A 25,670-nucleotide genomic window follows, 5' to 3' on the forward strand; every position below is an offset into this window, starting at 1 on the left:
TTGGCGGGAAACGTCAGCGCCCCGCGCCTTCCACGGGGCTGAGTGGGCCGACCTCGACGCTGCGGCCGCGGAATTCCTGTTCCCAGATGCGGTCCTGCATGCACCAGTACGCTGCAGGGTCCCAGTACGCATCCCGATAGTAGTCATCGCCACGGGTCGGCCAGCCGGCTTCCGGGCCGTCGGACAGTTCCACCTGCAGCATCGAGCTGACCCAGCCGGTACGGCTGCCGGTCAAGCGGCGGCGGTCCACGCGCATGGCAGCCTCCATGCGTGGCTTGGCCGTGGCATCGCCGTAGGCCGCATACAGCGCCGGCCCTTCGGTGAGCACCCGTTGCCGCTGCGCGGCATCCAGGCGGTTCCAGTAGCGCTCGCGCTCCAGCAGCAGGTCGCGGTAGCCGCGTTCGGCGGCCAGGTCCATCCAGATGTAGGCCAGCACCGGATCAGGGGCGGTACCCGTGCCCTCCTGGTACATGCGCGCGACCAGCGACTGCGACAGCTTGTCGGCGTGCGCGGCTGCCCGCTTGAAGCGCACCAGCGCATGATCGGGCCGGCCCTGTCGCCACGACTGCAGGCCCAGCTCGCGCCAGTGCAGGTCAGGATGAGCCTGCAGGAAGCCCTGGGTCATCAGCGCAGACCGCAACGATGCGCCAGGATCGGGCGCGCAGTCCGCGCTGCGGGCGTCCAACGGCGCCAGCAGCAACAGCAGGGTGCCCAGCAGGGCGGCAGAGGCGGTCGGGCGCATGCACCTGGCTCCAGTGCTCCGGTGGCGAATCAATAGCTTAGGAACGGTGTGCATGCAAGTCAGGTCCGCCCGCTGCGGCCCCGCTACAATCCCATTCCCATGCACGGTCTCAATCCCCCCCAAGCCGCCGCCGTCCTGCATATCGAAGGTCCGTTGCTGGTGCTCGCCGGCGCGGGCAGCGGCAAGACGCGCGTGATCGTGGAAAAGATCGCCCACCTGATCGGCAGCGGTCGCTACCCGGCACGCCGCATTGCAGCGATCACCTTCACCAACAAGTCGGCCAAGGAAATGCGCGAGCGTGTGGCCAAGCGCCTGCGCGAGCAGGACGCCGACGAGGTGACCATCTGCACCTTCCATGCGCTGGGCCTGAAGTTCCTGCAGATCGAACACGCGGCCGTGGGCCTGAAGCGTGGCTTCTCGATCTTCGATGCCGATGATGCCGCCGCGCAGATCAAGGACCTGATGTACGGGGCCAAGCCCGACGACATCGAGGACATGAAGAACCTGGTGTCGCGCGCCAAGAACGCCGGCCTGTCGCCCGAGCAGGCGATGGCCGCCGCGCGCAGCAACCGCGAGAAGGAAGCGGCCAGCGTCTACGAGCGCTACCAGCTGCGCCTGACGGCTTTCAATGCGGTCGACTTCGATGACCTGATCCGTTTGCCGGTGCAGATCCTGGAAGAGAACCCGGAGATCGCGCTGGCCTGGCGTGAGCGCATCGGCTACCTGCTGGTGGACGAATGCCAGGACACCAACGACGCGCAGTACCGGCTGCTCAAGCAGCTGGCCGGCGACAAGGGCAACTTCACCTGCGTGGGTGACGATGACCAGTCGATCTACGCCTGGCGCGGTGCCAACCCGGAAAACCTGCAGCAGATGGGGCGCGACTACCCTGCGCTGGAAATCATCAAGCTCGAGCAGAACTACCGCTGCTCCAACCGCGTGCTGCGCGCGGCCAACGCGCTGATCGCCAACAACCCGCATGAGCACCTGAAGAAGCTGTGGAGCGACCAGGCAGACGGTGAACGCATCCGCGTATGGGAATGCCGCAACAGCGAGCACGAAGCGGAAAAGGTCGCGGCCGAGATCGCCTTCGTGGCGCAGTCGCGCAACGTGCCGTGGAGTGATTTCTGCATCCTGTTCCGCGGCAACTTCCAGTCACGGCCGCTGGAAAAGGCGATGCAGCTGCTGCGCATCCCTTACCACCTGACCGGCGGCACCATGTTCCTGGAGCGTCAGGAAGTGAAGGACACGCTGGCCTGGTTGCGGCTGCTGGTGAATCCGGACGACGACACCGCGTTCATGCGTGCGGTGCAGTCGCCCAAGCGCGACGTCGGTGCCGGCACGCTGGCCAGGCTGGCCGAACTGGCGCAGGAAAAGGACATGCCAATGGCGCAGGCCGCCGAGGCGATCGGTGCCCTGCAGCAACTGCCGCCGCGCGCAGCCAACAGCCTGGCGCGCTTCACCGACATCCTGCGCGACCTGCGCGCGCAGATGCGTCAGGTCACCTCGGGCGACATGATCCGCAAGGTCGCCAAGGAATCGGGCCTGCTCAGCGAACTGCGCCAGCAGGCCAAGGAAGAGGCCAGCTACCAGCGCCGCGCCAACAACATCGAAGAACTGGCGCAGTGGTTCGAGGGTGGCCCGCGCGGCGCCACTGCCGCCGACCTGGCCGGCCAGTTGGCGCTGCTGTCGCGCAGCGACAAGGACGAGGGTGGCAACCAGGTGCGCATGATGACCATGCACGCCTCCAAGGGCCTGGAATTCCCGTACGTGTTCATCGTTGGCTGCGAGGACGGCGTGCTGCCGCACCAGGTCAGCCTGGACGAGGGCAACCTGCAGGAAGAGCGGCGCCTGCTGTACGTGGGCATCACCCGCGCCAAGATCCAGCTGTGGATGAGTTACAGCAAGCTGACGCGCAAGTTCGGTGAGCATGTGCGGCTGAAGCCGAGCCGGTTCTTCGATGAGATCCCGGCCGAGGAGATCCAGCGTGATGGCGCTGATCCGGTGGCCGATGCGGCGCGCAAGAAGGAACGGGCGAGTGCGGGGTTGGCGGCGATCGAAGCGTTGTTCGACTAGGGCGCTCCAACGGCGCCGCCCCTCCGTGGTGGAGCACGCGTTGGTTCCGCAGTGTGGCCGATCGGGGTGGGTTCGCGGGGGACGCCGTGAACCCGTCCCTGGGGGCTTAGCCGCGCCATCCATGGCGCGGATACCCCCGCGAACCCACCCCGATCGGCCTCTGACAGATGCCGGGCGCTTCCTTCCACGGCAATGCAAAGAAAATCAAAAGCAGCAGCCGGGCTTGAGGCAGAATCGGGGTTTCGGCTGGAGGTCCACCTGTGCAACCGATCGAGAGTGAACGCCTGCGCCTGCGTGCGATCGAGCCTGATCGCGATGCGGCGCCGATGCTGGCGCTGTTGAATGATCCGGGCTTCGTGCGCTTCATTGGCGACCGCAATGTGCGCAGTGAGGCGCAGGCGCGGGAGTACATCGCGCTGCGGGTGCTGCACAGCTATGCGTTGAACGGGTTCGGCATGTATGCCATCGAGCGCCTGTCCGATGGTGCCTGGCTGGGCAACGCCGGGCTGGTGCGGCGTGATGGCCTGCCGGGGCCGGACATCGGCTATGCCGTGCTGTCGGAATTCGCCGGGCAGGGGTATGCCGGTGAGGCGGCGCGGGCAGTGTTCGCGCACGCGCGTGGCGCGCTGGGACTGCAGGATCTGTATGGCATTACTGATCTGGACAACGTGGTGTCCGGGAAGATCCTGCTGGGCCTGGGCATGCAGGAGCGCGGGGTGATCCAGTTGCCAGGAGTGGATTCACCCAGCCGGTTGTACGCGACACCGGGGGCGGTGGCGGTCTCAGCCCCGCGCTCATGACGCAATCTGCACGAATCGAATGAGAACTCTTGTATTTGGCGATAAACCGGCATGTCGTCCGGTTCACCGCCGATGCTTCCGGCTTTGATGAGGGTGACCGACGCGCCGCATTGGACAGCGCTGTGGTCATTACCCAAACCCGGAAACTCCAGGAGTTCTCATGAAGCCCATGACCTTGGCCGTGACGATGTTGTTGAGCATGGCGTCTGCATCCGCATCTGCATTCACGCTTCCCCAGATGGGCGCTCTTTCGCCACGTTCCAGTACACAGGCGTGTCAGAACGCATGGAATGCGTCGTCTGCCAGCCGCAGTTGCCATGTCAACCGCATTGAAGGGCGACCCGGCACGCAGTGCTTCATCAATGTCAGCTGCGTGCGCAACAACGGCAGCAAACTGGTGAATCAGTACACGATGGAGGAATGGGGGGTACGCGCCCTGTCCAACTGCGACGGAATTCTCAGGGTCGGAGGGTGCTGATCCACGGATCGATCCTGCGCCGATCGGTGCGGGGTGACCGGCCAGGGGTCGGCACTACCTGATGCGGACGGGGTCGGAGCCCGCGCTGCGGGATCCGGCCCCGGCAGGCTGCGTCAGCCGCGCAGTTCTGCCAGCTGCGCCTGCAGTTCGGCCACCGCCGCTTCCAGCTGGGCCACGCGCTCGGCCAGGCCCGGGTCGACCGCATCGCTGCTGCCACCGCCGCTGCTGGCGTACTTCGCCGCCAGCGCCGCGCCGTCCACTTCGCCGCACAGCAGGTGCATGTAGCGGTCTTCGCGCTGGCCGTTGGCGCGCGGCAGCACCACCAGCAGCGCGCGCTGCTGCAGGCGCTCGATGGCGTGGCGGGCTTCGTCGGTATCGGCGAAGCGGTGCAGGCGCTCGCTGCGCGAGACCAGCTCACCCAGCGTCTGCGGACCGCGCAGCAGCAGCATCGCCAGCAGCACGGTCTGCTGCCGGGTCAGGTCCAGCGCGCCCTGCAGCCGGTGTTCGTAACGGTCGGCGCGCGAAGAAAAGTGCTGGCGGGCCAGGCCCAGGGTTTCCAGCTGGCGCAGGGCGTGCTGCACGCTGCCGGCGTCAACGTTCATCACCGGCTCGCGGGCGGTCTTCTGGTTGGCGGCCGACTGGGCCGCATTGACCGTCAGCGGGTAGGTGTCCGGTGTGGTTGCCTCCTTCTCCACCAGGCAGCCCAGCAGGCGGGCCTGCACGGCGTCGAGCAGGGGAACGTCGGGGGTCTGGACGGAATCGGTCATGGCGGCCTCCGGAAGGGCAACGGGTCAACCGCCAAGCATAGCCGTCCCGAGGCCGCCTTTGCCGGTAAAATGCGCGGGTATATCTGATTGCCGGTGAATCCATGCGTCGTCCTGTTTCCCTGTCTCTGACCCTGCTCGCCACTGCGGCGCTGGGCCTGTCCGCCTGCAAGCGCGTGGATGCGCCTGCTGCCGAAGCCGCTGCCCCGGAGGCCCCGGCCGCTGCCGCCAAGGCTGATGGCGCGCTTGATGCGACCGCCAACGACAATCTCAATGCCGTGCTGTGGATGCAGCGCGCACAGGAGTACAAGGCGATCACCGAGCAGACCTACCGTGCCGCCGCCGACCACCTGGATGCAGCGCTGAAGGAAGCCCACTGGGACGCGCTGGTGCCGGAAGAACGCGGCAACGAGGCCAAGGGCCTGAAGCCGGCCGTGGTACTGGACGTGGACGAGACCGTGCTGGACAACTCGCCCTACCAGGCGCGCCTGGTGCGCGACGGCAAGGAATACGACGAGCTGAGCTGGGACCAGTGGGTGGCCGAGAAGAAGGCCAAGGCCATTCCGGGCGTGGTTGATTTCGCCAAGGCCGCCAACGCCAAGGGCGTGACCCTGCTGTACATCTCCAACCGCGCCGTGCACCTGAAGGACGCGACCCTGGCCAACCTGCGCGAGCAGGGCCTGCCGGTGGCCGATGACAGCGTGTTCCTGGGCCTGGGCACCGTGGTCGAAGGGTGCGAGCAGGCCGGCAGCGAGAAGAACTGCCGCCGCCGCCTGGCCGGGCAGAAATACCGCGTGCTGATGCAGTTCGGCGACCAGCTGGGCGACTTCGTGGAAGTGACCGCCAACACCAATGACGGTCGTGACGCGCTGCTGCAGCAGTACCACGACTGGTTCGGCGAGCGCTGGTGGATGCTGCCGAACCCGACCTACGGCGGCTTCGAGCCGGCGCAGTTCAACAATGACTACAGCCAGTCGCGCCAGGCCCGCCACGACGCCAAGCGCGCTGCCCTGGACTACGCGCCGTGAGCCGCGCGCCGCTGCCGCTGCGCGACGACGAGCGCCTGATCTTCGCGCTGGACGTGCCAGATCGCGTGCAGGCGCTGGAGTGGGTCGACCGCCTCGGCGACAGCGTGGCGTTCTACAAGATCGGCATGGAACTGCTGGCGTCGGGCGAGTACTTCCAGGTGCTGGACGAGCTGGCCCGCCGCGACAAGCGCGTGTTCGTCGACCTGAAGTTCTTCGATATCCCGGCCACTGCCGCGGCGGTGATCAAGCGCCTGTCGCAGTGGCCGGTCAGCTACGCCACCATCCACGGCTGGCACCCGGCGATGATGGAAGCCTGCGCCGCCGCCAACAGCAGCGACATGCGCCTGCTGGCGGTGACCGTGCTGACCTCGATGGGCCGCCCGGACCTGGCGCAGATGGGCATCGACCGTGAACCGGTGGACGTAGTGGTCGAACGCGCGCTGGCCGCGCAGGCGGCCGGTATCGATGGCGTGATCGCCTCGGGCCAGGAAGCCGGCCCGATCCGCGCCGCTACCGGCGCCGGGTTCTCGATCGTCTGCCCGGGCATCCGCCCCGGTGGCCCGGTCGGCGATGACCAGAAGCGTACCGTTGGCGTGGCCCAGGCCTTTGCCGATGGCGCCGATGCCATCGTGGTTGGCCGTCCGATCCGCCTGGCCACCGATCCGCAGGCCGCGGCGCGGGCCATCCAGCAGGAAATCGCGTCGGCGCTGGCTGCGCGCTGAGATTCCGTTGCGCAGGCTGCAGGCCCGAACGCCATCCCGACCCGCGCGGGATGGCGTTTCTGCGTCCGTCCACCGAGCGGTTGTGCCCGAATCGCCGCAAAACCTGCCGTAGATTTCATTGCTTCTACGTCCATCATCCGGTGGATCAATAAAATCAATGATTTATACGACGATAGGTAAAGTGTTGCCTTAACTTGAACGGCAGCGTAGGATCGCCGCCATCCGGTCCTCGGACCGGACATGTGCCACAACACTGTCCACCGGCCCTGCGCCGGTTTGAAGAGCCTGTGATCCCCGTGATCCCGGCTCTTTTTTTATGCGCCGGGCCAGCGTCCCCTGCCGCTGGCAGCGCGATCTGCCCCTCTTGCTGGCGGAAACCGTGACGTCCCGGCTTGCCGCTGTCACGTCACAGGCCGCAAGATGCGGACCGGTCCGGGGAGTCCGAGTGCATGAGCGTGGCAGTGCGAGGAAGGTCTGCGCGTGGATGGGGGCTGGCAGCCATGCTGCTGCTGGCCGTGGCGGCGTGTCGTGAATCGGCCCAAGACCCGGCCAAGCCGGCGGCTGAGCCGGTCGCGGCGGTGCAGGCGATGGCGCTGCGCCTGGCCGAGGACGATCTGGTCGGCTACGCAAAGCTGTCGGTACCGCCGAGCCAGTACCAGCGCCTGCAACAGGCCTGGACCGAAGGCCACAGCCAATGGCCGCTGACCGAACTGCCGCTGGGCGACCAGCTGCTGCCGATGCTGGCCGCACTGCGCAAGCCCAACGCCGGTGCAGAACTGCAGCGCAGCTTCGATCGCCAGCTGGCCGGCCAGGCCGGCGCCGTGCGCCAGGCCGCACAGTCGATGGGCAACTTCGGTGTGCAGTACCTGCGCCACCAGAAGGGCTATACGCCTGGCCAACAGGCGCATTACATCGCCCTGGTCGAAACCCTGGCCAGCTGGGCGCAGGGTGCCCCGATCAGTGACCGGGCCCGCGCACGCAGCACCATCGCCGCGCTGGTCGGCGCCGCCAACAAGGTCGGTTTCGACGACGAAGCCGGCCTGCAGGCCGCGGGCATGGAAGGCAGCCTGGCGCAGCTGGCGCCATTCATCCACACCCTCAAGGCGGTGCTGGGCAGCTACGGGCTGGGCGTGGACGACGCGTTGCGCAGCGTGCGCGGCGAACTGCTGTCGGTGGAAGGTGACAACGCCCTGGTACGCCTGCGCTACGACCTCGCCGGTCGCGAGATGAGCCTGCAGCTGCCGCTGAGCCGCCGCGAAGGCCATTGGTACCTGACCCGCACCCTGGCCGATACCGACGCCCTGCTGCGCAAGGCCGATGCGGCCCGCGCCGCTGCGTCGCCGTCACCGGCTGAAGCCCCCGCCGAGGGTGGGGAAGCGGCAACGCCGCCGCCTAAGCCATAATGGCGCCGATGTCGAAACAGAACCCGCTGCCGTTCCCCGGCGAAGAATCCCAGTCGACGCCCGCCGATACGGTGCCGGCGTCCCCCTCGACCGGTACCGGCCCGAACCCGGTACCGCCGCCCGCGCACGCGCGTCCGGCCGGCCGACGCCCACTGTGGGCACGGTTGCTGGGCCGCCTGGTCGAGCCGTGGCTGTCGCTGAAGATCGAGCCGGAAGACCCGGGCCAGTACAACGATGGCCGCCCGGTCATGTACGTGCTGGAAGACTACGGCCTGTCCAACGCGCTGATCCTGGACAAGGCGTGCCGCCAGGCCGGCCTGCCGTCGCCGCTGGTGCCGCTGGCCGGTGACCCGACCGGCCGCAAGCGCGCCTACCTGGCGCTGTCGCGGCGCAGCTCCAGCAATTCGCTGATCCCCGAGCAGCGCGGTGCCAAGACCCATTCCGATTCGCTGGCCAAGGTCCTGCAGGCACATCGCGTGCGCGATGACCTGGACGTGCACCTGGTGCCGGTGTCGATCTTCGTCGGTCGCGCGCCGGACAAGCAGAGCGGCTGGTTCGCGGTGCTGTTCTCGGAAAACTGGGCGCTGGTCGGCCGCTTCCGCCGCCTGCTGGCGGTGCTGCTGAATGGTCGCAGCACCATCGTCCGCTTCGCACCGCCGATCTCGCTGCGCAACACCGTCGACGAAGGCCTGGAGCCGGAGCGCACGGTGCGCAAGCTGCAGCGCGTGCTGCGTACCCATTTCCGCCGCATCCGTGAATCGGTGATCGGCCCTGACCTGTCGACCCGGCGCCTGCTGGTGGACCAGGTGCTGGCCGCCGAACCGGTGCGCGAAGCGATTGCCGCGCAGGCCAAGCGCGACAATTCGAAGACGGCCGATGCCTGGAAGAAGGCACACGCCTACGCCTGGGAAATCGCCGCGGACTATTCCAGCCCGGTGGTGCGCTCGGCCAGCTTCATGCTCAGCCACGTGTGGAACCGCATCTATGCGGGCGTGCTGGTGCACCATCTGGACAAGTTCAAGGCCGCCGCGCCGGGTCACGAAGTGGTCTACGTGCCCAGCCACCGCAGCCACATGGACTACCTGCTGCTGTCCTACCTGCTGTACGACCGTGGCATCGTGCCGCCGCACATCGTGGCCGGCATCAACCTGAACCTGCCGGTGGTCGGCACCCTGCTGCGCAAGGGCGGTGCGTTCTTCATCCGCCGCTCGATCCGTGGCAACGCGCTGTACTCGGCCGTGCTCAGTGAGTACGTCGCGCAGCTGGTGGCCGGCGGCTACTCGCTGGAGTACTTCGTCGAAGGCGGCCGCTCGCGTACCGGCCGACTGCTGCAGCCCAAGGGCGGCATGATCTCGATGACGCTGCGTGCGTTCCTGCGCCAGCCGCGCAAGCCGGTGCTGTTCCAGCCCATCTACATCGGCTACGAGAAGCTGATGGAAGGCGGCAGCTACCTGGACGAACTGTCCGGGCGGCCGAAGGAAAAGGAATCGATCTGGTCGCTGCTGTGGGGCATCCCCAAGGTGCTCAAGCAGAACTACGGCCAGGTGGTGGTGAACTTCGGCGAGCCGATCGCGCTGAACGATGTGCTGGCCGAGAAGGCGCCGGAGTGGAAGGGCGAGGCAGTCTCCGAGGACGAGAAGCCGGCGTGGCTGTCGACTACGGTGGATACGCTGGCCGAGCGCATCCAGGTGCACATCAACGGTGCTGCCGACGTCAACCCGATCAACCTGCTGGCGCTGGCGCTGCTGTCCACGCCGAAGCACGCGATGGGCGAGGCCGACCTGATCGCGCAGATCGAGCTGTGCAAGACCCTGCTGGTCGAGATGCCGTACTCGGACCGGGTGACGGTGACCCCGCACTCGCCGGAGCGGATCATCGCCCATGCCGAGGAAATCAACGTCCTCACCCGCATCAAGCACCCGCTGGGCGATGTGCTCAGCGTCAGCGGCGATACCGCGGTGCTGCTGAGCTACTTCCGCAACAACGTGCTGCACCTGTTCACCGCCTCGTCGTGGGTGGCCTGCTGCTTCCAGAACAACCGCCGCATGAGCCGTACCGGCCTGGTCCAGCTGGGCCGCACGGTGTACCCGTTCCTGCAGGCCGAGCTGTTCCTGCCGTGGAGCGAGGACGAGTTTGCACAGCGCATCGACCAGACCATCAACGTGTTCGTGCGCGAGGGCCTGCTGCAGAACGTCAATGATGACGACGGCGGCATCCTGGCGCGCAACACCGGGCAGACCGACGAAGTGTTCCGCCTGCGGGCGATCGGCCATTCGCTGCAGCAGGCGTTCGAGCGCTATTACATCGCCATCTCGGTGCTGGTGAAGAACGGCCCGGGCGTGCTGGGTGCGGCCGAGCTGGAAAGCCTGTGCCAGCAGGCGGCGCAGCGCTTGAGCCTGCTCTATGCACCGGCCGCGCCGGAGTTCTTCGACCGCACCCTGTTCCGCGGCTTCATCCAGAAGCTGCGCGAGCTGCGCCTGGTGTGGCCGGACGAGAACAGCAAGCTGCTGTTCGACGAGCGCCTGGATGCCTGGGCCAAGGACGCCAAGTTCATCCTCGGCCGCGAACTGCGCCACACCATCGAACGGGTCAGCCCGGAAGCGGCACGCCCGGACGAGCCTGCGCCGCAGGATTGAAGGTAGCGCCGGGCAGTGCGGTGGGTGCGGACCTTGGTCCGCACACCTTCCATCTGTGCCAACCAAGGTTGGCACCCACCAGGACCGGTGCTACGCCGGTTCGTCGGGAATCTGCAGGCTTTCCAGCTTGGCGATGCAGTCCTTCAACTGCAGCTTGCGCCGCTTCAGGCGCTTGGATTCCAGCTCGTCCTCGCCATTGGCGGCCATGCGGGTGATCTGTTCATCCAGCAGGCGATGCTCGGCGCGCAGGGCGGCGAGGCGTTCGACGATCTCGGCGGGGCTGTAGGTGTCCACAGCCTCCGAGCATACACAGCGATGATGACTGCCGGGAGAGGGGAATTCCGACCCCCGGCCGGGGCGGCTCCGAGCCGTTAGAATGGACCCCATGAGTGCCGTGATTTCCCTTCCCGATCCCCTGCCGCGTTCCCAGCCACGCGCCGCCCGCGATCCGCGCGTGGCCGAGCGCGAGCTGCACAAGCTGGCCAAGCGCCTGCGCCGCCAGGTCGGCGAGGCGATCGCCGACTTCGGCATGATCGAGGCCGGTGACAAGGTGATGGTCTGCCTGTCCGGCGGCAAGGACAGCTACACCCTGCTGGACGTGCTGCTGCAGCTGCAGAAGAAGGCGCCGGTGCCGTTCGAGCTGGTGGCGGTGAACCTGGACCAGAAGCAGCCGGACTTCCCCGAGCATGTGCTGCCGGAGTACCTGGCCGGGCTGGGCGTGCCGTACCACATCATCGAGCAGGACACCTATTCGGTGGTCAGCCGGGTCATTCCGGAAGGCAAGACCATGTGTTCGCTGTGCTCGCGCCTGCGTCGTGGCGCGCTGTACAACTACGCCGAAACCCACGGTTTCACCAAGATCGCGCTGGGCCACCACCGCGACGACATGGTGGCCACGTTCTTCATGAACCTGTTCCACCACGCCAAGCTGTCGGGGATGCCGCCGAAGCTGCGCAGCGACGATGGCAGGCACGTGGTGATCCGGCCGCTGGCCTACGTGCGCGAGAGCGACATCGTCGACTACGCGCAGGCGCGCCAGTTCCCGATCATTCCCTGCAACCTGTGCGGCAGCCAGGAGAACCTGCAGCGCCGCCAGGTCGGCCTGATGCTGAAGCAATGGGAAAAGGACCACCCGGGCCGCATCGAGCAGATCGCGCGTGCCATGGGCGAAGTCCGGCCCTCGCAGCTGGCTGACACCACCCTGTTCGACTTCATGGCGCTGGGCCGTCGCGACGACGCGCCGCTGCCCGACGCCCATGCCTGGCTGGCCGGTTCCCCGGCCGATGCCGACGCAGATCCCGAGACGCCCGCCGTTTAAGGTCGGCCGCCCTTCCTCTTTGCCATCCGGAATTCCATGTTCTTTCGCAACCTGACGTTCTTCCGTTTCCCGACCACCACCGATTTTTCCGAAGTCGACACCCTGCTGCCGCACGCGCTGCTGAAGCCGGTCGGCGCGCTGGAAATGAACTCGCGCGGCTTCATCTCGCCGTTCGGCCGCGAGGAGAAGGAACTGCTGTCCCACCGCATCGCCGAGCACCTGTGGCTGACCGTGGGCGGCGAGGACAAGATCCTCCCGGCGGCGGTGGTCAACGACCTGCTCGAGCGCAAGCTGGAGGAGATCGAGGAGAAGGAAGGCCGCCGCCCGGGTGGCCGCGAGCGCAAGCGCATGAAGGACGACCTGCTGCATGAACTGCTGCCGCGCGCCTTCGTGAAGTCCTCGCGCAACGACGCCTTCATCGACCTGCAGCACGGCTACGTCGCGGTGGATACCTCCAGCCGCAAGACCGGCGAATACTTCATGTCCGACATCCGTGGCCTGCTCGGCAGCTTCCCGGCGATGCCGCTGAATGCCGAAGTCGCGCCGCGCTCGATCCTGACCGGCTGGATTGCCGGCGAGCCGCTGCCGACCGGGCTGAGCCTGGGCGAAGAGTGCGAGATGAAGGATCCAGTGGAGGGGGGCGCAGTGGTCAAGTGCCAGCACCAGGAGCTGCGCTGCGACGAGATCGACAAGCACCTGGATGCCGGCAAGCAGGTGACCAAGCTGGCGCTGATCTTCGAAGACAACCTGTCGTTCGTGATCGGCGACGACCTGATCGTGCGCAAGCTGAAGTTCCTCGACGGTGCCCTGGACCAGCTGGAGCATGCCGACGAAGACGGCCGCCGCGCCGAGTTCGACGCCCGCTTCGCCCTGCAGAGCGCCGAGATCCGCCGCCTGTTCCTGTTGCTGGAAGAAGCCTTCAAGCTCAGCAAGGCTGACTGAACAGGCAGCCCGACGGCCGCCGGTCATCCGGTGGCCCGAAGCGGCGCTATGCTGGGCGCATGAGCCGTCTGCTGCGCCGCCTGATCAGCCCGACCCCGCCCGCCACCGTACAGCGCGACACCGTTCGCCTGCGGCTGGAGGATGCCGAGATCGAGGTGCTGCGCGTGCGCGACCCGCGCGCGCGGCGCATCAAGCTGAGCGTGGATGAGCGCGGCGCGCGCCTGACCCTGCCGCCGCGGGCAAGCCTGGTGATGGGCGAACGCTTCCTGGAACAGCACCGTGACTGGCTGGCGCTGCAGCTGCGCCAGTACCAGGGCCAGGGCCTGCCGGCACCGTTGCAGCCCGGCGAAGATGGCGTGCTGCCACTGCGCGGCGAACTGCTGCCGCTGCGCTGGCAGGAAGGCCGCTACGCGCGACTGGAAATCGACGCCCACGGCGCCTGCGTGCAGTGGCCGACCCGTGGCGGTGACGCCACCCTGCGCCGCCTGCTGCGCGAGTTCTACGAGGCACAGACCCGCACCGACGTCGGTCGATGGTTGCCGAAGTACCTGCCCACCCTGCCGCGCGCGCCCAGCCGCCTGCGGCTGAAGGTGATGTCGTCCCAATGGGGGTCGCTGGCCCCCGACGGCAGCATGGCGCTGGACCTGGCCCTGGTGCTGGGTCGTTCGGAGGCGTTCGAGTATGTGCTGGTGCACGAACTCTGCCACCTGATCCAGCCGAACCACTCGCCCGCGTTCTGGCATGAAGTGGAACAACGCTTCCCCGACTGGCGCGAGCAGCGCGACTACTTCCAGCTGGAAGGGCGACGCCTCAAAGCGATGCTGCGCCAGCTGCTGTGACCGCGCCCCGCACCCTGTAGAGCCGAGCCCACGCTCGGCTGACGCGCGCAGCGCGGGATTCCAGTCATCACGTTGAAGAGCAGCCGAGCATGGCTCGGCTCAACAGAAGAGCGCGCACAGCGCGCGACCGGCTCTTGCTCTTCCTTCTTTCTTCCGTGGTGGGCACACCGGAAACTGTCGAAGGACGGGCGGGTGGGCCATGCAGGGGCGTTGGCGCCATGGATGGCGCCATCGAGCTTACAGGGACGTACTTGCAGCGTCCCCTGCATGGCTCACCCGCCCGGCCAAGCACGGCTTTGCCGTCGGATGCCACCCACCACGAGGGGCTCAGCCGTTGGCCGAAACCCTCACCCCGCCCGCAACGCCGCCGCCGCCGCCCACCGCGCCGCCACCCGTGGTGCCGTAATGCACACCGCCTGGTCGGTCACCGTCGTCACCGCCCGCTCCAGCAGCTGGATATCCGCCTCATGCTGGCGCGCCACATGCGGATCCTCGAAGAAGATCGCGCGCTGGCAGCGCCCTTCCAGCACCCGGTCTGCAATCTGTGCATCGCCGCCCATCGGGCCGCTCTGGTAGCGCGTCACCCACGGCGTGTCGCTGGGCCAGCCACGGCTCCAGGCCAGTTCGTTCAAGCGCTGGCCGGTGGTACCGGTCGCCACGCGCTCGCCGAACCGTGCCAGCACATCGAAGTGCTCATCGGCGAAGGCCAGCATCGCCGGCTTCATCGCGTCGTGCGCGATCAGGGCCAACGTCTGCCCCTCGAACGCATGCAGGTCGTCAGCCCCGGCATCGGCGGCCAGACCGGCGTGGATGCGTTCCACCTCCACCCAGTCGCGTGCGGTGGCCACGGTCGAAATGAACGGCTTGCCGTGGATCACGCACTGCCGCTTCAGCGCCGTGGCTTCCGGAAACACGGAGGACGGATCGACCGGGTCGATCAGGTAGATCGCGCCATCCAGCGTCCGTTCCGGCCCCATGCCAACCACCTCGGCGACCAGCTTCATCAGGCCACCCTCGCGACCGTAGGGATAGCGGTGCAGGCCTGCGTATCCGGTCAGGAAGCCCTGTCGCTCGATCGCGTCATGGGTGCGGCCGACCGCGTGCAGCGACACGCCCAGCTCGCGCAGACCGGGTTCGCTGACGCGCAGCCAGCGGAACAGGGCGGCGCGCGCGTCGTGGTGGTGGAGACGGTTGGCAGCCAGGCCGATGCGCATCGAATGCTCCGCAGATACGGGTGAAAGCGGCAGTGTATGTCGCCATTCACCTATCTTGGTGCTTTTACAACTTTCTTCATTGCGCCTCATCCACGCGCCGCTAGCGTAAGAGGCAGCGGTACCGCTGCGCGGCCGTTCATTTCCGCCCGCCAGAAGAGGATGCCCATCGTGAACGCTGCTGGCCTGCGTGCCGCCACCGCGGTCGTGGCCGGCCTGCTGTTGCCTGCCCTGGCCGCCGCTGCGGATTGCAGGACGCCGCTGCGCATTGCCTGGCCCGCCGACCGCGCGCCGTTGTCCTCCAGCGAGCAGGGCCAGCCGGGCGGGCTCAGCGCGCAGTACCTGAAGCTGCTGGGCGCGCAGCGGCCACTGCAGATGCAGCCATTGCCAACCGCCGCCATCGCCGAGGGAACGGTACCGCCCGACGTCCAGGCGCTGCTGGGCTGGCCGCGCTCGCAGTTGCCAGCGGGTTGGGTGGCCAGTGCGCCCTACGTGCAGCTTCCACAGGTCATCGTCCGGCGCCGGGATGCATCGCCGGTGCTGGGCCTGGAAGCACTGCGCGGACGCACCGTGGCCAGTCCCGACCCGCTGTCGCTGGTCGGGGCGCTGACCGAACAGGCACCTGGCGTGCAGCTGTTGCCCCCCGCCTCCATCGACGACGCCCTGTCACTGCTGGGCACGGGCCTGGTCGATGCCGTGGTCGCCAATCTTGGCGAGGTCGAGGCCGCGTTGCGCCACTATCAGGGCGAGCCGCTGGCAATCGCCGCGCCGGCCTCCATCGACGACGCGCCGGTGCTGGCCACGATGCAGGCCTGCGCCGACGTCATCCCGCTGTTCGAGCAGGCCGTGTCGCAGCTGTCCGCGAACGATCGCGCGGCGATCCGCAGGGCCTGGTTGCCAGACCAGCCGCGACACCCGTCCTCGGCGTCCCCCTTGCGCTGGCTGGTGCCGGCCTCGCTGACCCTGCTGGCGCTGGTACTGGTGTATGCCTTCGGCTACTGGCGCGTGCATCGCGAGAGCGAGCGCCGCCGCGAGGCTGCGCAACGCCTGCAGGAGGTGACCTCGAACCTGCCAGCGGTGGTCTATCAGGCGCGCCGCTCCGCCACCGGCCGTTACAGCTTTCCCCAGATCGCAGGCGATGTGCAGGCGCTGTTCGGAATCAGCGTGGAAACCGCCCTGATCGATCAACAGCGCCTGCTGGCAGCGGTTCATCCCGATGATCGCTCGCGGCTGATGGACACCGTCGACGCCGCTGCCCTGGCGCGGGGCGCGATCGACGTCATCTTCCGCACGCGCTCGCCACAGGGCTGGCGTTGGGTCCACTCGCATGGACGGCCGCTGTCCCTGGACAGCAGCGACGTCGAATGGAGTGGCTACTGGATCGACGTAAGCGAAGTGCAGTCGCGCACCCATGCGTTGGCCGAGGCGCGCCATGCGGCCGAGCAGGCCGCGCTGGCCAAGACCCATTTCCTGGCAACCATGAGCCACGAGATCCGCACGCCGATGAGCACCCTGCTGGGCATGCTCGAGCGGTTGGCGGACAGCGATCTGGATCACCGCCAGCAACAGGTGCTGGTGACCGTGGGTGATGCTGCCCAGATGCTGCGGCAGATCCTGGACGATGTGCTGCACAGCGAACGGCTGCAGGCACTGCCGCTGCAGCTGCGGCCCACGAGCGTGGCGGCACTGGTGCGTGCGGTGCAGCAGCTGCTGATGCCGGTGGCGGCCAGCCGGAGCCTGCATCTGCGGATCGAACTTGATCCGGATTTGCAGGGCGGATCGCTGGCCGACGGCCTGCGCCTGCGCCAGATCCTGTTCAACCTTGCCGGCAACGCGCTCAAGTTCACCGAGCATGGCGGCGTGGACCTGCAGGTGCGGGTGCTGCAGCAGCGCGATGGCGGCCAACGCCTTCGCCTGCAGGTAAGTGACAGCGGTGTGGGCATCAGTCCGGAACGGCAACAGGCCGTGTTCGCTGCCTACACGCAGGCCGAGGCATCAACAACGCGCCGTTTCGGCGGCAGCGGCCTGGACCTGGCGATCTGCCGTGAACTGGCCGCATCAATGGAAGCAGAACTTTGCCTGCGCAGCACGCCGGGCAAGGGCACCACCGTGTGGCTGGAACTGGACCTGGACGCCTGTGAGTTGCCTGCGGAGGCGTTGCCGCTTCCGGCAGAAGCAGCGTGGCCACTGTCGTCGGCCCGGGTGCTGGTAGCTGAAGATCATCCCACCAACCTGCATCTGCTGGAGCAGCGGCTGCGCGATCTGGGACTGCAGGTGCACGCCTGCACCGATGGTCGCCAGGCGTTCGAGGCCTGGCAGGCGCGGGCGTTCGACCTGGTCATCACCGATTGCCACATGCCGCACATGGATGGCTTCGCTCTGGCACGGGCCATCCGTGGCGACGCCTGCGCGATTCGCGCGCAGGTCCCGATCATCGCCCTCACAGCCAGCGTGCTGGACAGCACCCGCGAGGCCTGCCGCGAAGCGGGCATCGATCATTTCCTGGCCAAGCCGGTAGAGGCGCAGGAACTGCGTGGCTTGCTGGCCGTGCTGCTGGCGCCGGATTCAGTGCGCCAGTAGGCGGATGATGCTGGCGGCGGCGTCGCGGCCTTCGGCCACGGCAGTCACCACCAGGTCGGCGCCACGCACTGCGTCGCCACCGGCGAACAGGCGTGGGTGCGCGGTCTGGAAGGGCAGGCGGTCCTTGCCCCCGGCCACGATGCGGCCGTTGGACTGGCCTTCCACGCCGTGTTCGGCCAGCCAGGCCGGCACGGTCGGAGAGAAGCCGAAGGCGATGATCACCACGTCCGCCTCCAGCAGTGATTCACTGCCGTCGATCGGTACCGCATTCTGGCGGCCGTTGGCATCCGGCTCGCCCAGGCGGGTCTCGACCACGGTTACACCGATCACTTCGTCATCGGCACCGGCTTCGATCGACAGCGGCTGTCGGTTGAACAGGAAGCGCACGCCTTCCTCGCGCGCATTGGCGACCTCGCGCGCGCTGCCGGGCATGTTGGCCTCGTCGCGGCGATAGGCGCAGGTCACCTTGGCCGCGCCCAACCGTACCGCGCTGCGCACGCAGTCCATGCCGGTATCGCCACCGCCGAGCACCACCACGCGCTTGCCGTTGAGATCGGGCAGGGCGATGGTGTCTTCCCAGCCGGCAATCGGCCGGCCCTTCGGATCATCACCACCGACGATGCGGCTGTTCTGCACCAGGAACGGCAACGCCGGCAGCACGCCTTTCAGGTCCTGACCGTCGAGGCCGCCATCGGTGTAGCGGTAGGCGCCGGTACCGACGAACACCGCATCGTGGCTGTCCAGCAACTGCTGCACGCTGAGGTCACGGCCGATCTCCACGCCGAGGCGGAACTGCACGCCCATGCCCTCGAGCACTTCGCGGCGGCGGTGGATCACGTCCTTGTCCAGCTTGAAGCTGGGAATGCCGAACTGCAGCAGGCCGCCGATCTGTTCGTAGCGGTCGTAGACCACCGCGGCGATACCAGCCCGGGCCAGGCGGTCGGCACAGGCCAGCCCGGCCGGCCCGGCGCCGATCACCGCCACGCTGTGGCCGCTCGGCTGCACCGCGCCCAGGTCCGGGCGCCAGCCCGTGGCCAGCGCGGTATCAACGATGTACTTCTCGACTGCGCCGATGGTGACCGCGCCGAATTCCTCCAGCGTGCAGCTGCCTTCGCACAGCCGGTCCTGCGGGCAGACGCGGCCGCACACTTCCGGCAGCGGGTTGGTGCTGTGGCACAGCGTGGCCGCCTCGTGGATGCGATTCTCCTGCACCAGCTGCAGCCACTGCGGGATGGCATTGTGCACCGGGCACTTCCAGCTGCAGTACGGATTGCCGCAGTCCAGGCAGCGGCCGGCCTGGTACTGCGCGTCTTCCTTGCCGAATTTTCCGTACAGCTCACCCCAGTCGCCGGACGTGCGCAGTTCCACCGGAATGCGCTGTGGCATGGTGCGGGGCAGGTCGAGGAACTGGAAGGCGTGCTTGCGGCTCATGGCGGGCTCTGTGGTGTTTTCCGGATGCCGGCCAGCGGCCGGCACTACAGCGGTGGGGAGGCCGGGGCGCCGGTTGCGGACGGCGCCCCGCCGTGTCATGCCGCGCGGCGCAGGGTTTCGGTCAGCGACTCGATGCTGGCGGCCTTGGGTTTGACCAGCCAGAACTTGCCGATGTAATCGCGGAACTCGTCCATGATCTGCTGCGCCCAGATGCTGCCGGTCAGTTCGCGGTGGCGGCCGATCAGGCGGTGCAGGTGCTGGCGGTAGTTCTCGAAGCCCTCGGCCGACACGCGGTGGATGTCGATCAGCTCGTGGTTGTAGCGATCGACGAAATCGCGATCCACGTCCAGCACGTAGGCCAGGCCACCGGTGAAGCCGGCACCGAAGTTCAGGCCGACCTTGCCCAGTACCAGCACCACGCCGTCGGTCATGTACTCGCAGCAGTGATCACCGGCCCCTTCCACCACCGCCAGCGCGCCGGAATTGCGCACCGCGAAGCGCTCGCCCGCACGGCCAGCAGCAAACAGCTCGCCCCCGGTGGCGCCGTACAGGCAGGTGTTGCCGATGATGGCCGTGCTGCGCGCCTCGAAGCGCGCGCCGCGCGGTGGGCGTACCACCAGGCGGCCACCGGCCATGCCCTTGCCGACGTAGTCGTTGGCTTCGCCTTCCACTTCCAGGTGCAGGCCGCCGACGTTGAAGGCACCGAAACTCTGTCCGGCACTGCCGCGGAAGCGCAGTTCCAGCGGCGATTCGGCCATGCCCTGGTTGCCGTGCACGCGTGCCACCGCGCCGGCCAGGCGGGTGCCGATGCTGCGGTCGGTGTTGTGGATCAGGAAGCGGTGCTCGCCGCCGCGCTTGTGTTCGATGGCCGGGGCCAGCAGGCCGTCCATCTGCGTGGCCAGGCTGTCCGGTGATTCGTACAGGCGCTGGGGGGCGCAGTGGCTGCCCTCGTAGCGGGCATCGGCCAGCAGGCGCGACAGGTCCACGCGCACACCGTCGCGCGGTGCGGCCTCGATCTGCCGCAGCAGGTCGGTGCGGCCGACGATCTCTTCCAGCGAACGCGCGCCCAGGTACGACAGCCAGCCGCGTACTTCCTCGGCCAGCAGGCGGAAGAAATTCTCCACGCGCTCGGGCTGCCCGGTGAAATGGTTCTCGCGCAGGCGCTCGTCCTGGGTGGCCACGCCGGTGGCGCAGTTGTTCAGATGGCAGATGCGCAGGTACTTGCAGCCCAGCACGATCATCGGTGCGGTGCCGAAACCGAAGCTGTCCGCACCCAGCAGCGCGGCCTTGACCACGTCCAGGCCGGTCTTCAGGCCACCATCGGTCTGCAGCAGGGTGCGCCCGCGCAGGTCGTTGGCCAGCAGCGCCTGGTGCGCCTCGGCCACGCCCAGTTCCCAGGGCACGCCGGCATAGCGGATCGAACTGACAGGCGAGGCACCGGTACCGCCGTCGTGGCCGGAGATGGTGATCAGGTCCGCGCCGGCCTTGACCACACCGGCGGCAATCGTACCCACACCGGCATGGCTGACCAGCTTCACCGACACCAGCGCGGTCGGGTTGACCTGCTTGAGGTCGTAGATCAGCTGGGCCAGGTCTTCGATGGAATAGATGTCGTGGTGCGGCGGCGGCGAGATCAGGCCGATGCCCGGGCGCGCATAGCGCAGGCGTGCGATCAGTTCGTTGACCTTGTGGCCCGGCAGCTGGCCGCCCTCGCCGGGCTTGGCGCCCTGCGCGACCTTGATCTGCAGCACTTCGGCGTTGACCAGGTACTCGGCGGTGACGCCGAAGCGGCCCGAAGCGACCTGCTTGATCTTGCTGCGCTTTGCGGTGCCATAGCGGGCGGGATCCTCACCGCCTTCGCCGGAATTGCTGCGGCCGCCGAGGCGGTTCATGGCGATGGCCAGTGCTTCATGTGCTTCCGGCGACAGTGCGCCCAGGCTGATCGCGGCGGTGTCGAAGCGCGGGAACAGGGCACTGGCAGGCGCGACCTCGTCCAACGGCACGGGCGTGGCCGCCGGCACCAGTTCCAGCAGGTCGCGCAGCGCCGACGGCGGCCGTGCATGCACGGCATCGCAGTACTGCTGCCACGCACGTGCGTCACCGCTGCGCGCCGCGCGCTGCAGGGTGGTGACCACGTCCGGGTTGTACATGTGGTACTCGCCGCCGTGCACGTACTTCAGCAGGCCGCCGACATCCACGTCCTGCTGCGCGTCCCAGGCCTGCGCGCGGAGTTCGCGTGCATCGGCATCCAGGCGGGCGAAACCGGCGCCACCGATGCGCGAGGCGGTATCCGGGAAACACAGGTCCACAACTTCAGGTTCCAGGCCGATGATCTCGAACAGCTGCGCGCCGCGGTAGCTGGCCACGGTGCAGATGCCCATCTTCGAGATGATCTTCGACAGGCCCTTGTAGACGCCCTTGCGGTAGCGGCGGCCGATCTGCGACTGCTCACCGCCCTTGCTGAGCTTGAGGATGCCGCGGCGACCGAGGTCGAACAGGGTCTGGTAGGCCAGGTACGGATACACCGCGGTGGCGCCGAAGCCGAGCAGGCAGGCCATGTGGTGCGGGTCGCGCGCGGTGCCGGTCTCGACGATCAGGTTCACGTCGCAACGCAGGCCCAGCCGCGAGAGGTGGTGATGGATGGCGCTGGTGGCCAGCAGCGCATGCACCATCGGCCGCGCGGCCACCGGGTAGCGGTCGGACAGCAGCAGCATCACCATGCCATCGCGTGCGGCCTGCTCGGCCTCGGCGCAGATGCGCTCGATGCCGGCGCGCAGGCCTTCGTCTTCGCTGTAGGACAGGTCGAGCAGGCGGTTGGCCTGCACGTACTGGTCCATCTTCAGCAGCTGGCGCAGCTTGCGTTGGCTCAGCACCGGCGAATTGAGGATGACGTGGTTCACCGTCTCCGGGCCGGCATGGAAGATGTTGGTCTCCTTGCCGAGCTGGGTGGACAGCGACATCGCGCAGTCTTCGCGCAGCGGATCGATCGGCGGGTTGGTGACCTGCGCGAAGGCCTGGCGGAAATAGTCGTACAGCGGGCGGCTGCGCTGGCTCAGCACGGCCATCGGTGTGTCATCGCCCATCGAGCCGGTGGCTTCCTGCTCGGTCTCGGCCAGCGGACGCAGCACCTGTTCCACTTCCTCGCTGCTGAGCTGGTACAGCTTGTGGTAGCTGCGCAGGGTGCCTTCGTCGAAGGGTTCTTCCACCAGCGACGGGTCGATCAGTTCGGTCTGCAGGTAGGTGACGCCCTGCTGCAGCCACTGCTTGTACGGCGCGCGGCCACGGTTGATGCGGTCCACCGCGTCGGAGTCGAGCAGATCGCCACGCTTGAGGTCGATGGCCACCATCTCGCCGGGGCCGAGCTTGCCCTTGCGCACCACGCGTTCGGTCGGCACTTCCCACACGCCGGCTTCGGAGGCGACCAGGAAGTGGCGGTCGGCGGTCAGCATCCAGCGCGCCGGGCGCAGGCCGTTGCGGTCGAGGGTACACACGGCGTAGCGTCTGTCGCAGGCGACGATGCCGGCCGGGCCGTCCCATGGCTCGCTGTTCAGGCCGTGGAATTCGTAGAACGCGGCCAGGTCCGGATCCTTGAATTCCAGCGATTGCGTGGCCGGCGGCACCAGGATGCGCAGCGCCTGGATCAGCTCCATGCCACCGGCGACCATCAGCTCCAGCATGTTGTCCAGGCTCTGCGAATCCGAACCGTGCATGGAGATGACAGGGTCGAACTCGGCGATGTCGAAGCGCGGCGTCTTCCACACCTTGCTGCGCGCCTGCGCCCAGCGCCGGTTGCCTTCGATGGTGTTGATCTCGCCGTTGTGGGCGAGCATGCGGAACGGGTGCGCCAGTGGCCAGCGCGGCAGCGTGTTGGTGGAAAAGCGCTGGTGGAACACGATGGCGCTGGAGGCCAGTTCGCGGCGCTGCAGGTCCGGATAGAAGCGGCTGAGCTTGTCCGGCAGCACCATGCCCTTGTAGCTGATCGCATCCGGGGTGAGGGTGGTGACGTAGAAGTCGGCGTGTTCGCGCAGCTGCTGCTCGCTGCGGCGACGGGCCAGGAACAGCGCCAGCGCGAAGCCGGCATCATCCTGGCCGACGCCGGCGTCGACGAACACCTGTTCGATGCGCGGCAGCGTGTCGCGCGCCAGCTGGCCGCAGACGCTGTCGTCGGTCGGTACCTCGCGCCAGCCGGCAACCTTGCAGCCCACCGCTTCCACCTGCGTCTGCAGCTGCGCGCGGCAGGCCTGCGCCGCGTCGGCCTGGTGCGGCAGGAACACCAGGCCGGCAGCGAAGCGCGCGGTGGTGGTGATGCCGGCCTCGCTGGCCAGCAGTTTCAGGAACGCATCGGGGCGGCGCAGCAGCAGGCCGCAGCCATCGCCGGTCAGGCCGTCGGCGGCCACGCCACCACGGTGGGTCATGCGCGAAAGCGCGGCGATGGCGGTATCAACCAACAGGCGCGATGGTTGATCGTCGAGCTGGGCGACCATGCCAAATCCACAGGCATCGCGCTCGGAGCGCGGGTCGTAAAGCCCTTGGCGGTTGCGGGGGGCCATCTCTACCTCGATGCGTATAGGGTTGGCGGCGACACTCGTCCCCGCTCATTCCCTGGAGCGCATCGTGAGGCCACCGGATGCCTCGACTAGATCACAGGTTGCTGCAACGCCGCAATACACGGTTGCAGGTGCAACGGAAAGCGCCGGCAACCCAGTGCCGGCGCGGGGCCGGACTCAGCCGCAGCGCGTGCCGCTGACCGCGCCCTTGTCGTCCACTTCGATGTTCAGGCGGTCGCCGAGGAACTCCATCGTGGCCACATCATTGGGCTTGAGCACACGCACCTGACTGGCCCCGGCATCTTCCTGCGCCTGCTTGCCGAGGGCATCGGTGTAGGCCTGGCCGACCAGGCTCTGCACCTGGCTGGCATCGCAGGTGCCGACGGGCGGTGCCTCGGTGGCCTTGCCGGCGTCGTCGGCCGGTGCTTTGGCGGCCTCCGCGGCCTGCTGGGCATGGGCCGTGGCCGAATCCTGTTCATCCAGCGCCGGTGCCTGGCAGGCGGTCAGGGCCAGCACGGCCGGCAGCAACAGGACGGAGAGCGAACGGGCGCGAATCGGAAACGACATCATGACTCCGGAAGGGGTTGTGAAAGCCCGAGCATAGCGGCGAACCGACCCTCACGTGTTTGTCTTGTGTTATCGACAGGATCACTGCGCCGCACCAGTGACACTGCCGGACATGCCAACACCCGCCACTCCGGAACAACAGGCCGCGCGCGCTGCGGGCCTGCGCTACGTTGATGACACCCAGCCCGGCATCAGCCGCCGCCGCGCCGGCAAGGGGTTCAGCTACCGCGATGCCGATGGCCACGCGCTGCGCGATGCCACCACCCTGCAACGCATCCGTGCGCTGGCGATTCCGCCGGCCTACACCGCAGTGTGGATCTGCGCCCATGCCAATGGCCATCTGCAGGCGACCGGCCGCGATGCGCGCGGACGCAAGCAGTACCGCTACCACGCCGACTGGGCCAGGGAGCGCGACGCCGGCAAGTTCGACCGCATCATTGCCTTTGGTGAGGCCCTGCCTGCATTGCGGCAGCGGTTGTCGCGCGATCTCAAGCGGCCCGGCTTCCCGAAGGAGAAAGTGCTGGCCATGGTGGTCGCGCTGCTGGCCGACACGCTGGTGCGGGTCGGCAATGAAACCTATGCGCAGCAGAACCGTTCGTTCGGACTGACCACACTGCGCAACCGCCATCTGGAGCTGCTGCAGGGCGGCCGGGTGCGCATGCGTTTCCGCGGCAAGTCCGGGCAGCTGCAGGAAGTGACCGTGGGCGATCGCAGGCTGGGGCTGCTGGTACGCCGCCTGCAGCAGCTTCCGGGGCAGGCGCTGTTCCAGTACCGCGATGACGACGGCGCGCCGCAGCCGGTGGATTCGGGTGCAGTGAACGACTACCTGCGCGAGGTGATGGGCGAGGACTTCACCGCCAAGGATTTCCGCACGTGGGGCGGCACCGTGGCCGCGGTACAGGCATTTGCCGCCACCGAGCTGCCGGAGCCGGCCAGCCAGCGCGCCTTGGCGCAGGCACAGCGTGCGGTGGTGTGCGAGGTGGCGGCGCGGCTGGGCAACACGCCTGCGGTGTGCCGCAAGGCCTACATCGACCCGTGCGTGTTCGCCGGCTGGGAGCGCGGCGAACTGGCCAAGCTGGCCGGCCTGCGTGGGCCGCGCCAGTGGGAGCAAGCCACCCTGCGCGTGCTGCGCAGGGCACGCCGGCTCAGCCGCAATAGATCGCGGTGATGTTGTTGGTGCGGCCCTTCTCGATGGTCAGGCGGTCGCCACCTTCGTGGGCCGGTGGCACCCGTGGGCCGTCGTGGCGCAGCACCCGCACGTGCAGGCTGTCGCTGTCCACGCGCGCCCGCGCCACGGTGGCATCCGAAGCCGCCAGTCCGAGTGCGCCGCGCACCATGTCGCTGTGGCACTGGCCGGAAATCACACCGTCGATCGGCTGCACCTGGGCCATGGGCGTGCTGCTGCACGCGGCAAGGGCAAAGCAGACGGCGGCGGTGGCGATGGCATGTTTCATGGAGGCGTTCCTTGTGTGATTGCGTGCAGGGTGCGACGGCGTGTGTGGTGGTGGAATGAATGCCGTGCACATGCAGGACACGGCGCGCTCACTGCCGCCAACAGCAGGGGTGGAGAAACTGCAGGAGCGGCC

Annotated in this window: 20 protein-coding genes; 12 read left to right on the forward strand and 8 right to left on the reverse strand. The window is 67.9% G+C overall.

Annotation, left to right across the window (positions count from 1 at the left end):
* Positions 1 to 13: 13 nt before the first annotated feature.
* Positions 14 to 742: an SEL1-like repeat protein gene (locus ACZK29_RS00240; protein WP_099472599.1), complete on the reverse strand. Its 729-nt coding sequence runs from the start codon at positions 740 to 742 to the stop codon at positions 14 to 16.
* Between the two features lie 99 nt (positions 743 to 841).
* Between ACZK29_RS00240 and ACZK29_RS00245 the strand changes: the two genes are divergently transcribed.
* The 3 genes from ACZK29_RS00245 to ACZK29_RS00255 all read left to right on the forward strand — a co-directional run bounded on the left by ACZK29_RS00245 (position 842) and on the right by ACZK29_RS00255 (position 4,096).
* Positions 842 to 2,818 (forward strand): UvrD-helicase domain-containing protein, encoded by a 1,977-nt coding sequence (locus tag ACZK29_RS00245; protein ID WP_012478687.1) that lies wholly within the window; start codon positions 842 to 844, stop codon positions 2,816 to 2,818.
* 260 nt (positions 2,819 to 3,078) lie between these two features.
* Complete coding sequence (locus tag ACZK29_RS00250; protein WP_111202376.1) at positions 3,079 to 3,618, forward strand: GNAT family N-acetyltransferase; 540 nt, start codon at positions 3,079 to 3,081, stop codon at positions 3,616 to 3,618.
* 160 nt (positions 3,619 to 3,778) lie between these two features.
* A complete protein-coding gene (locus ACZK29_RS00255) occupies positions 3,779 to 4,096 on the forward strand; it encodes a hypothetical protein (RefSeq protein ID WP_138953373.1) in 318 nt (105 codons plus the stop codon).
* Positions 4,097 to 4,209: 113 nt separating this feature from the next.
* On the opposite strand, the gene ACZK29_RS00260 is transcribed toward ACZK29_RS00255, so the two are convergent.
* Entirely contained in the window at positions 4,210 to 4,863 is a 654-nt protein-coding gene (locus ACZK29_RS00260) for a YceH family protein (protein WP_478446513.1), read from the reverse strand.
* 101 nt (positions 4,864 to 4,964) lie between these two features.
* On the opposite strand from ACZK29_RS00260, the gene ACZK29_RS00265 reads away from it, so the two are divergent.
* From ACZK29_RS00265 to plsB, 4 genes are all read left to right on the forward strand, one after another.
* Positions 4,965 to 5,888, forward strand: coding sequence for a 5'-nucleotidase, lipoprotein e(P4) family (locus tag ACZK29_RS00265; protein ID WP_005407497.1), 924 nt, complete (start codon positions 4,965 to 4,967; stop codon positions 5,886 to 5,888).
* Complete coding sequence (gene pyrF, locus ACZK29_RS00270) at positions 5,885 to 6,610, forward strand: orotidine-5'-phosphate decarboxylase (RefSeq protein WP_053511292.1); 726 nt, start codon at positions 5,885 to 5,887, stop codon at positions 6,608 to 6,610. The genes ACZK29_RS00265 and pyrF overlap by 4 nt, the downstream gene beginning before the upstream one ends.
* Positions 6,611 to 7,059: 449 nt before the next feature.
* Positions 7,060 to 8,013 carry a hypothetical protein gene (locus ACZK29_RS00275; RefSeq protein WP_459048377.1) on the forward strand — a complete coding sequence of 318 codons (954 nt, stop codon included), beginning with the start codon at positions 7,060 to 7,062 and terminating at the stop codon, positions 8,011 to 8,013.
* Positions 8,013 to 10,649, forward strand: coding sequence for a glycerol-3-phosphate 1-O-acyltransferase PlsB (plsB, locus tag ACZK29_RS00280; protein WP_478446514.1), 2,637 nt, complete (start codon positions 8,013 to 8,015; stop codon positions 10,647 to 10,649). The genes ACZK29_RS00275 and plsB overlap by 1 nt, the downstream gene beginning before the upstream one ends.
* 90 nt (positions 10,650 to 10,739) lie before the next feature.
* On the opposite strand, the gene ACZK29_RS00285 is transcribed toward plsB, so the two are convergent.
* Positions 10,740 to 10,943 (reverse strand): YdcH family protein, encoded by a 204-nt coding sequence (locus ACZK29_RS00285; protein ID WP_049430910.1) that lies wholly within the window; start codon positions 10,941 to 10,943, stop codon positions 10,740 to 10,742.
* 91 nt (positions 10,944 to 11,034) lie between these two features.
* Between ACZK29_RS00285 and ttcA the strand changes: the two genes are divergently transcribed.
* From ttcA to ACZK29_RS00300, 3 genes are read left to right on the forward strand one after another with little or no spacing between them, the layout of a single operon-like run.
* Positions 11,035 to 11,967: a tRNA 2-thiocytidine(32) synthetase TtcA gene (gene ttcA, locus ACZK29_RS00290; RefSeq protein ID WP_181502506.1), complete on the forward strand. Its 933-nt coding sequence runs from the start codon at positions 11,035 to 11,037 to the stop codon at positions 11,965 to 11,967.
* 36 nt (positions 11,968 to 12,003) lie between these two features.
* Complete coding sequence (locus ACZK29_RS00295) at positions 12,004 to 12,909, forward strand: recombination-associated protein RdgC (RefSeq protein ID WP_005411825.1); 906 nt, start codon at positions 12,004 to 12,006, stop codon at positions 12,907 to 12,909.
* A gap of 59 nt (positions 12,910 to 12,968) precedes the next feature.
* Positions 12,969 to 13,748 carry a M48 family metallopeptidase gene (locus ACZK29_RS00300; protein ID WP_478446515.1) on the forward strand — a complete coding sequence of 260 codons (780 nt, stop codon included), beginning with the start codon at positions 12,969 to 12,971 and terminating at the stop codon, positions 13,746 to 13,748.
* A gap of 347 nt (positions 13,749 to 14,095) precedes the next feature.
* Here ACZK29_RS00300 and ACZK29_RS00305 read toward each other — a convergent pair whose 3' ends face one another.
* Positions 14,096 to 14,962, reverse strand: a complete 867-nt coding sequence (locus ACZK29_RS00305; RefSeq protein WP_111204494.1) for a methylglyoxal synthase — start codon at positions 14,960 to 14,962, stop codon at positions 14,096 to 14,098.
* A gap of 168 nt (positions 14,963 to 15,130) precedes the next feature.
* Here ACZK29_RS00305 and ACZK29_RS00310 point away from each other — a divergent pair, with 168 nt between their 5' ends.
* The gene (locus tag ACZK29_RS00310; protein WP_478446516.1) at positions 15,131 to 17,539 is read left to right on the forward strand and encodes a response regulator; all 2,409 of its coding nucleotides are present in this window, start codon (positions 15,131 to 15,133) and stop codon (positions 17,537 to 17,539) included.
* On the opposite strand, the gene ACZK29_RS00315 is transcribed toward ACZK29_RS00310, so the two are convergent.
* The 3 genes from ACZK29_RS00315 to ACZK29_RS00325 all read right to left on the reverse strand — a co-directional run bounded on the left by ACZK29_RS00315 (position 17,525) and on the right by ACZK29_RS00325 (position 24,084).
* Positions 17,525 to 18,970, reverse strand: a complete 1,446-nt coding sequence (locus ACZK29_RS00315) for an FAD-dependent oxidoreductase (protein ID WP_111204493.1) — start codon at positions 18,968 to 18,970, stop codon at positions 17,525 to 17,527. The two genes, ACZK29_RS00310 and ACZK29_RS00315, sit on opposite strands and share 15 nt — an antisense overlap.
* A gap of 95 nt (positions 18,971 to 19,065) precedes the next feature.
* Complete coding sequence (gltB, locus tag ACZK29_RS00320; protein WP_478446517.1) at positions 19,066 to 23,520, reverse strand: glutamate synthase large subunit; 4,455 nt, start codon at positions 23,518 to 23,520, stop codon at positions 19,066 to 19,068.
* Between the two features lie 174 nt (positions 23,521 to 23,694).
* Positions 23,695 to 24,084 (reverse strand): I78 family peptidase inhibitor, encoded by a 390-nt coding sequence (locus ACZK29_RS00325; RefSeq protein WP_049430928.1) that lies wholly within the window; start codon positions 24,082 to 24,084, stop codon positions 23,695 to 23,697.
* A 112-nt stretch (positions 24,085 to 24,196) separates the two neighbouring features.
* On the opposite strand from ACZK29_RS00325, the gene ACZK29_RS00330 reads away from it, so the two are divergent.
* Positions 24,197 to 25,252, forward strand: coding sequence for a DNA topoisomerase IB (locus ACZK29_RS00330; RefSeq protein ID WP_111204491.1), 1,056 nt, complete (start codon positions 24,197 to 24,199; stop codon positions 25,250 to 25,252).
* Here ACZK29_RS00330 and ACZK29_RS00335 read toward each other — a convergent pair.
* Positions 25,230 to 25,538, reverse strand: a complete 309-nt coding sequence (locus ACZK29_RS00335) for a putative periplasmic lipoprotein (RefSeq protein ID WP_099552786.1) — start codon at positions 25,536 to 25,538, stop codon at positions 25,230 to 25,232. The two genes, ACZK29_RS00330 and ACZK29_RS00335, sit on opposite strands and share 23 nt — an antisense overlap.
* Positions 25,539 to 25,670 lie beyond the last annotated feature (132 nt).

Source organism: Stenotrophomonas sp. 89682_Sma (genome assembly GCF_056481405.1).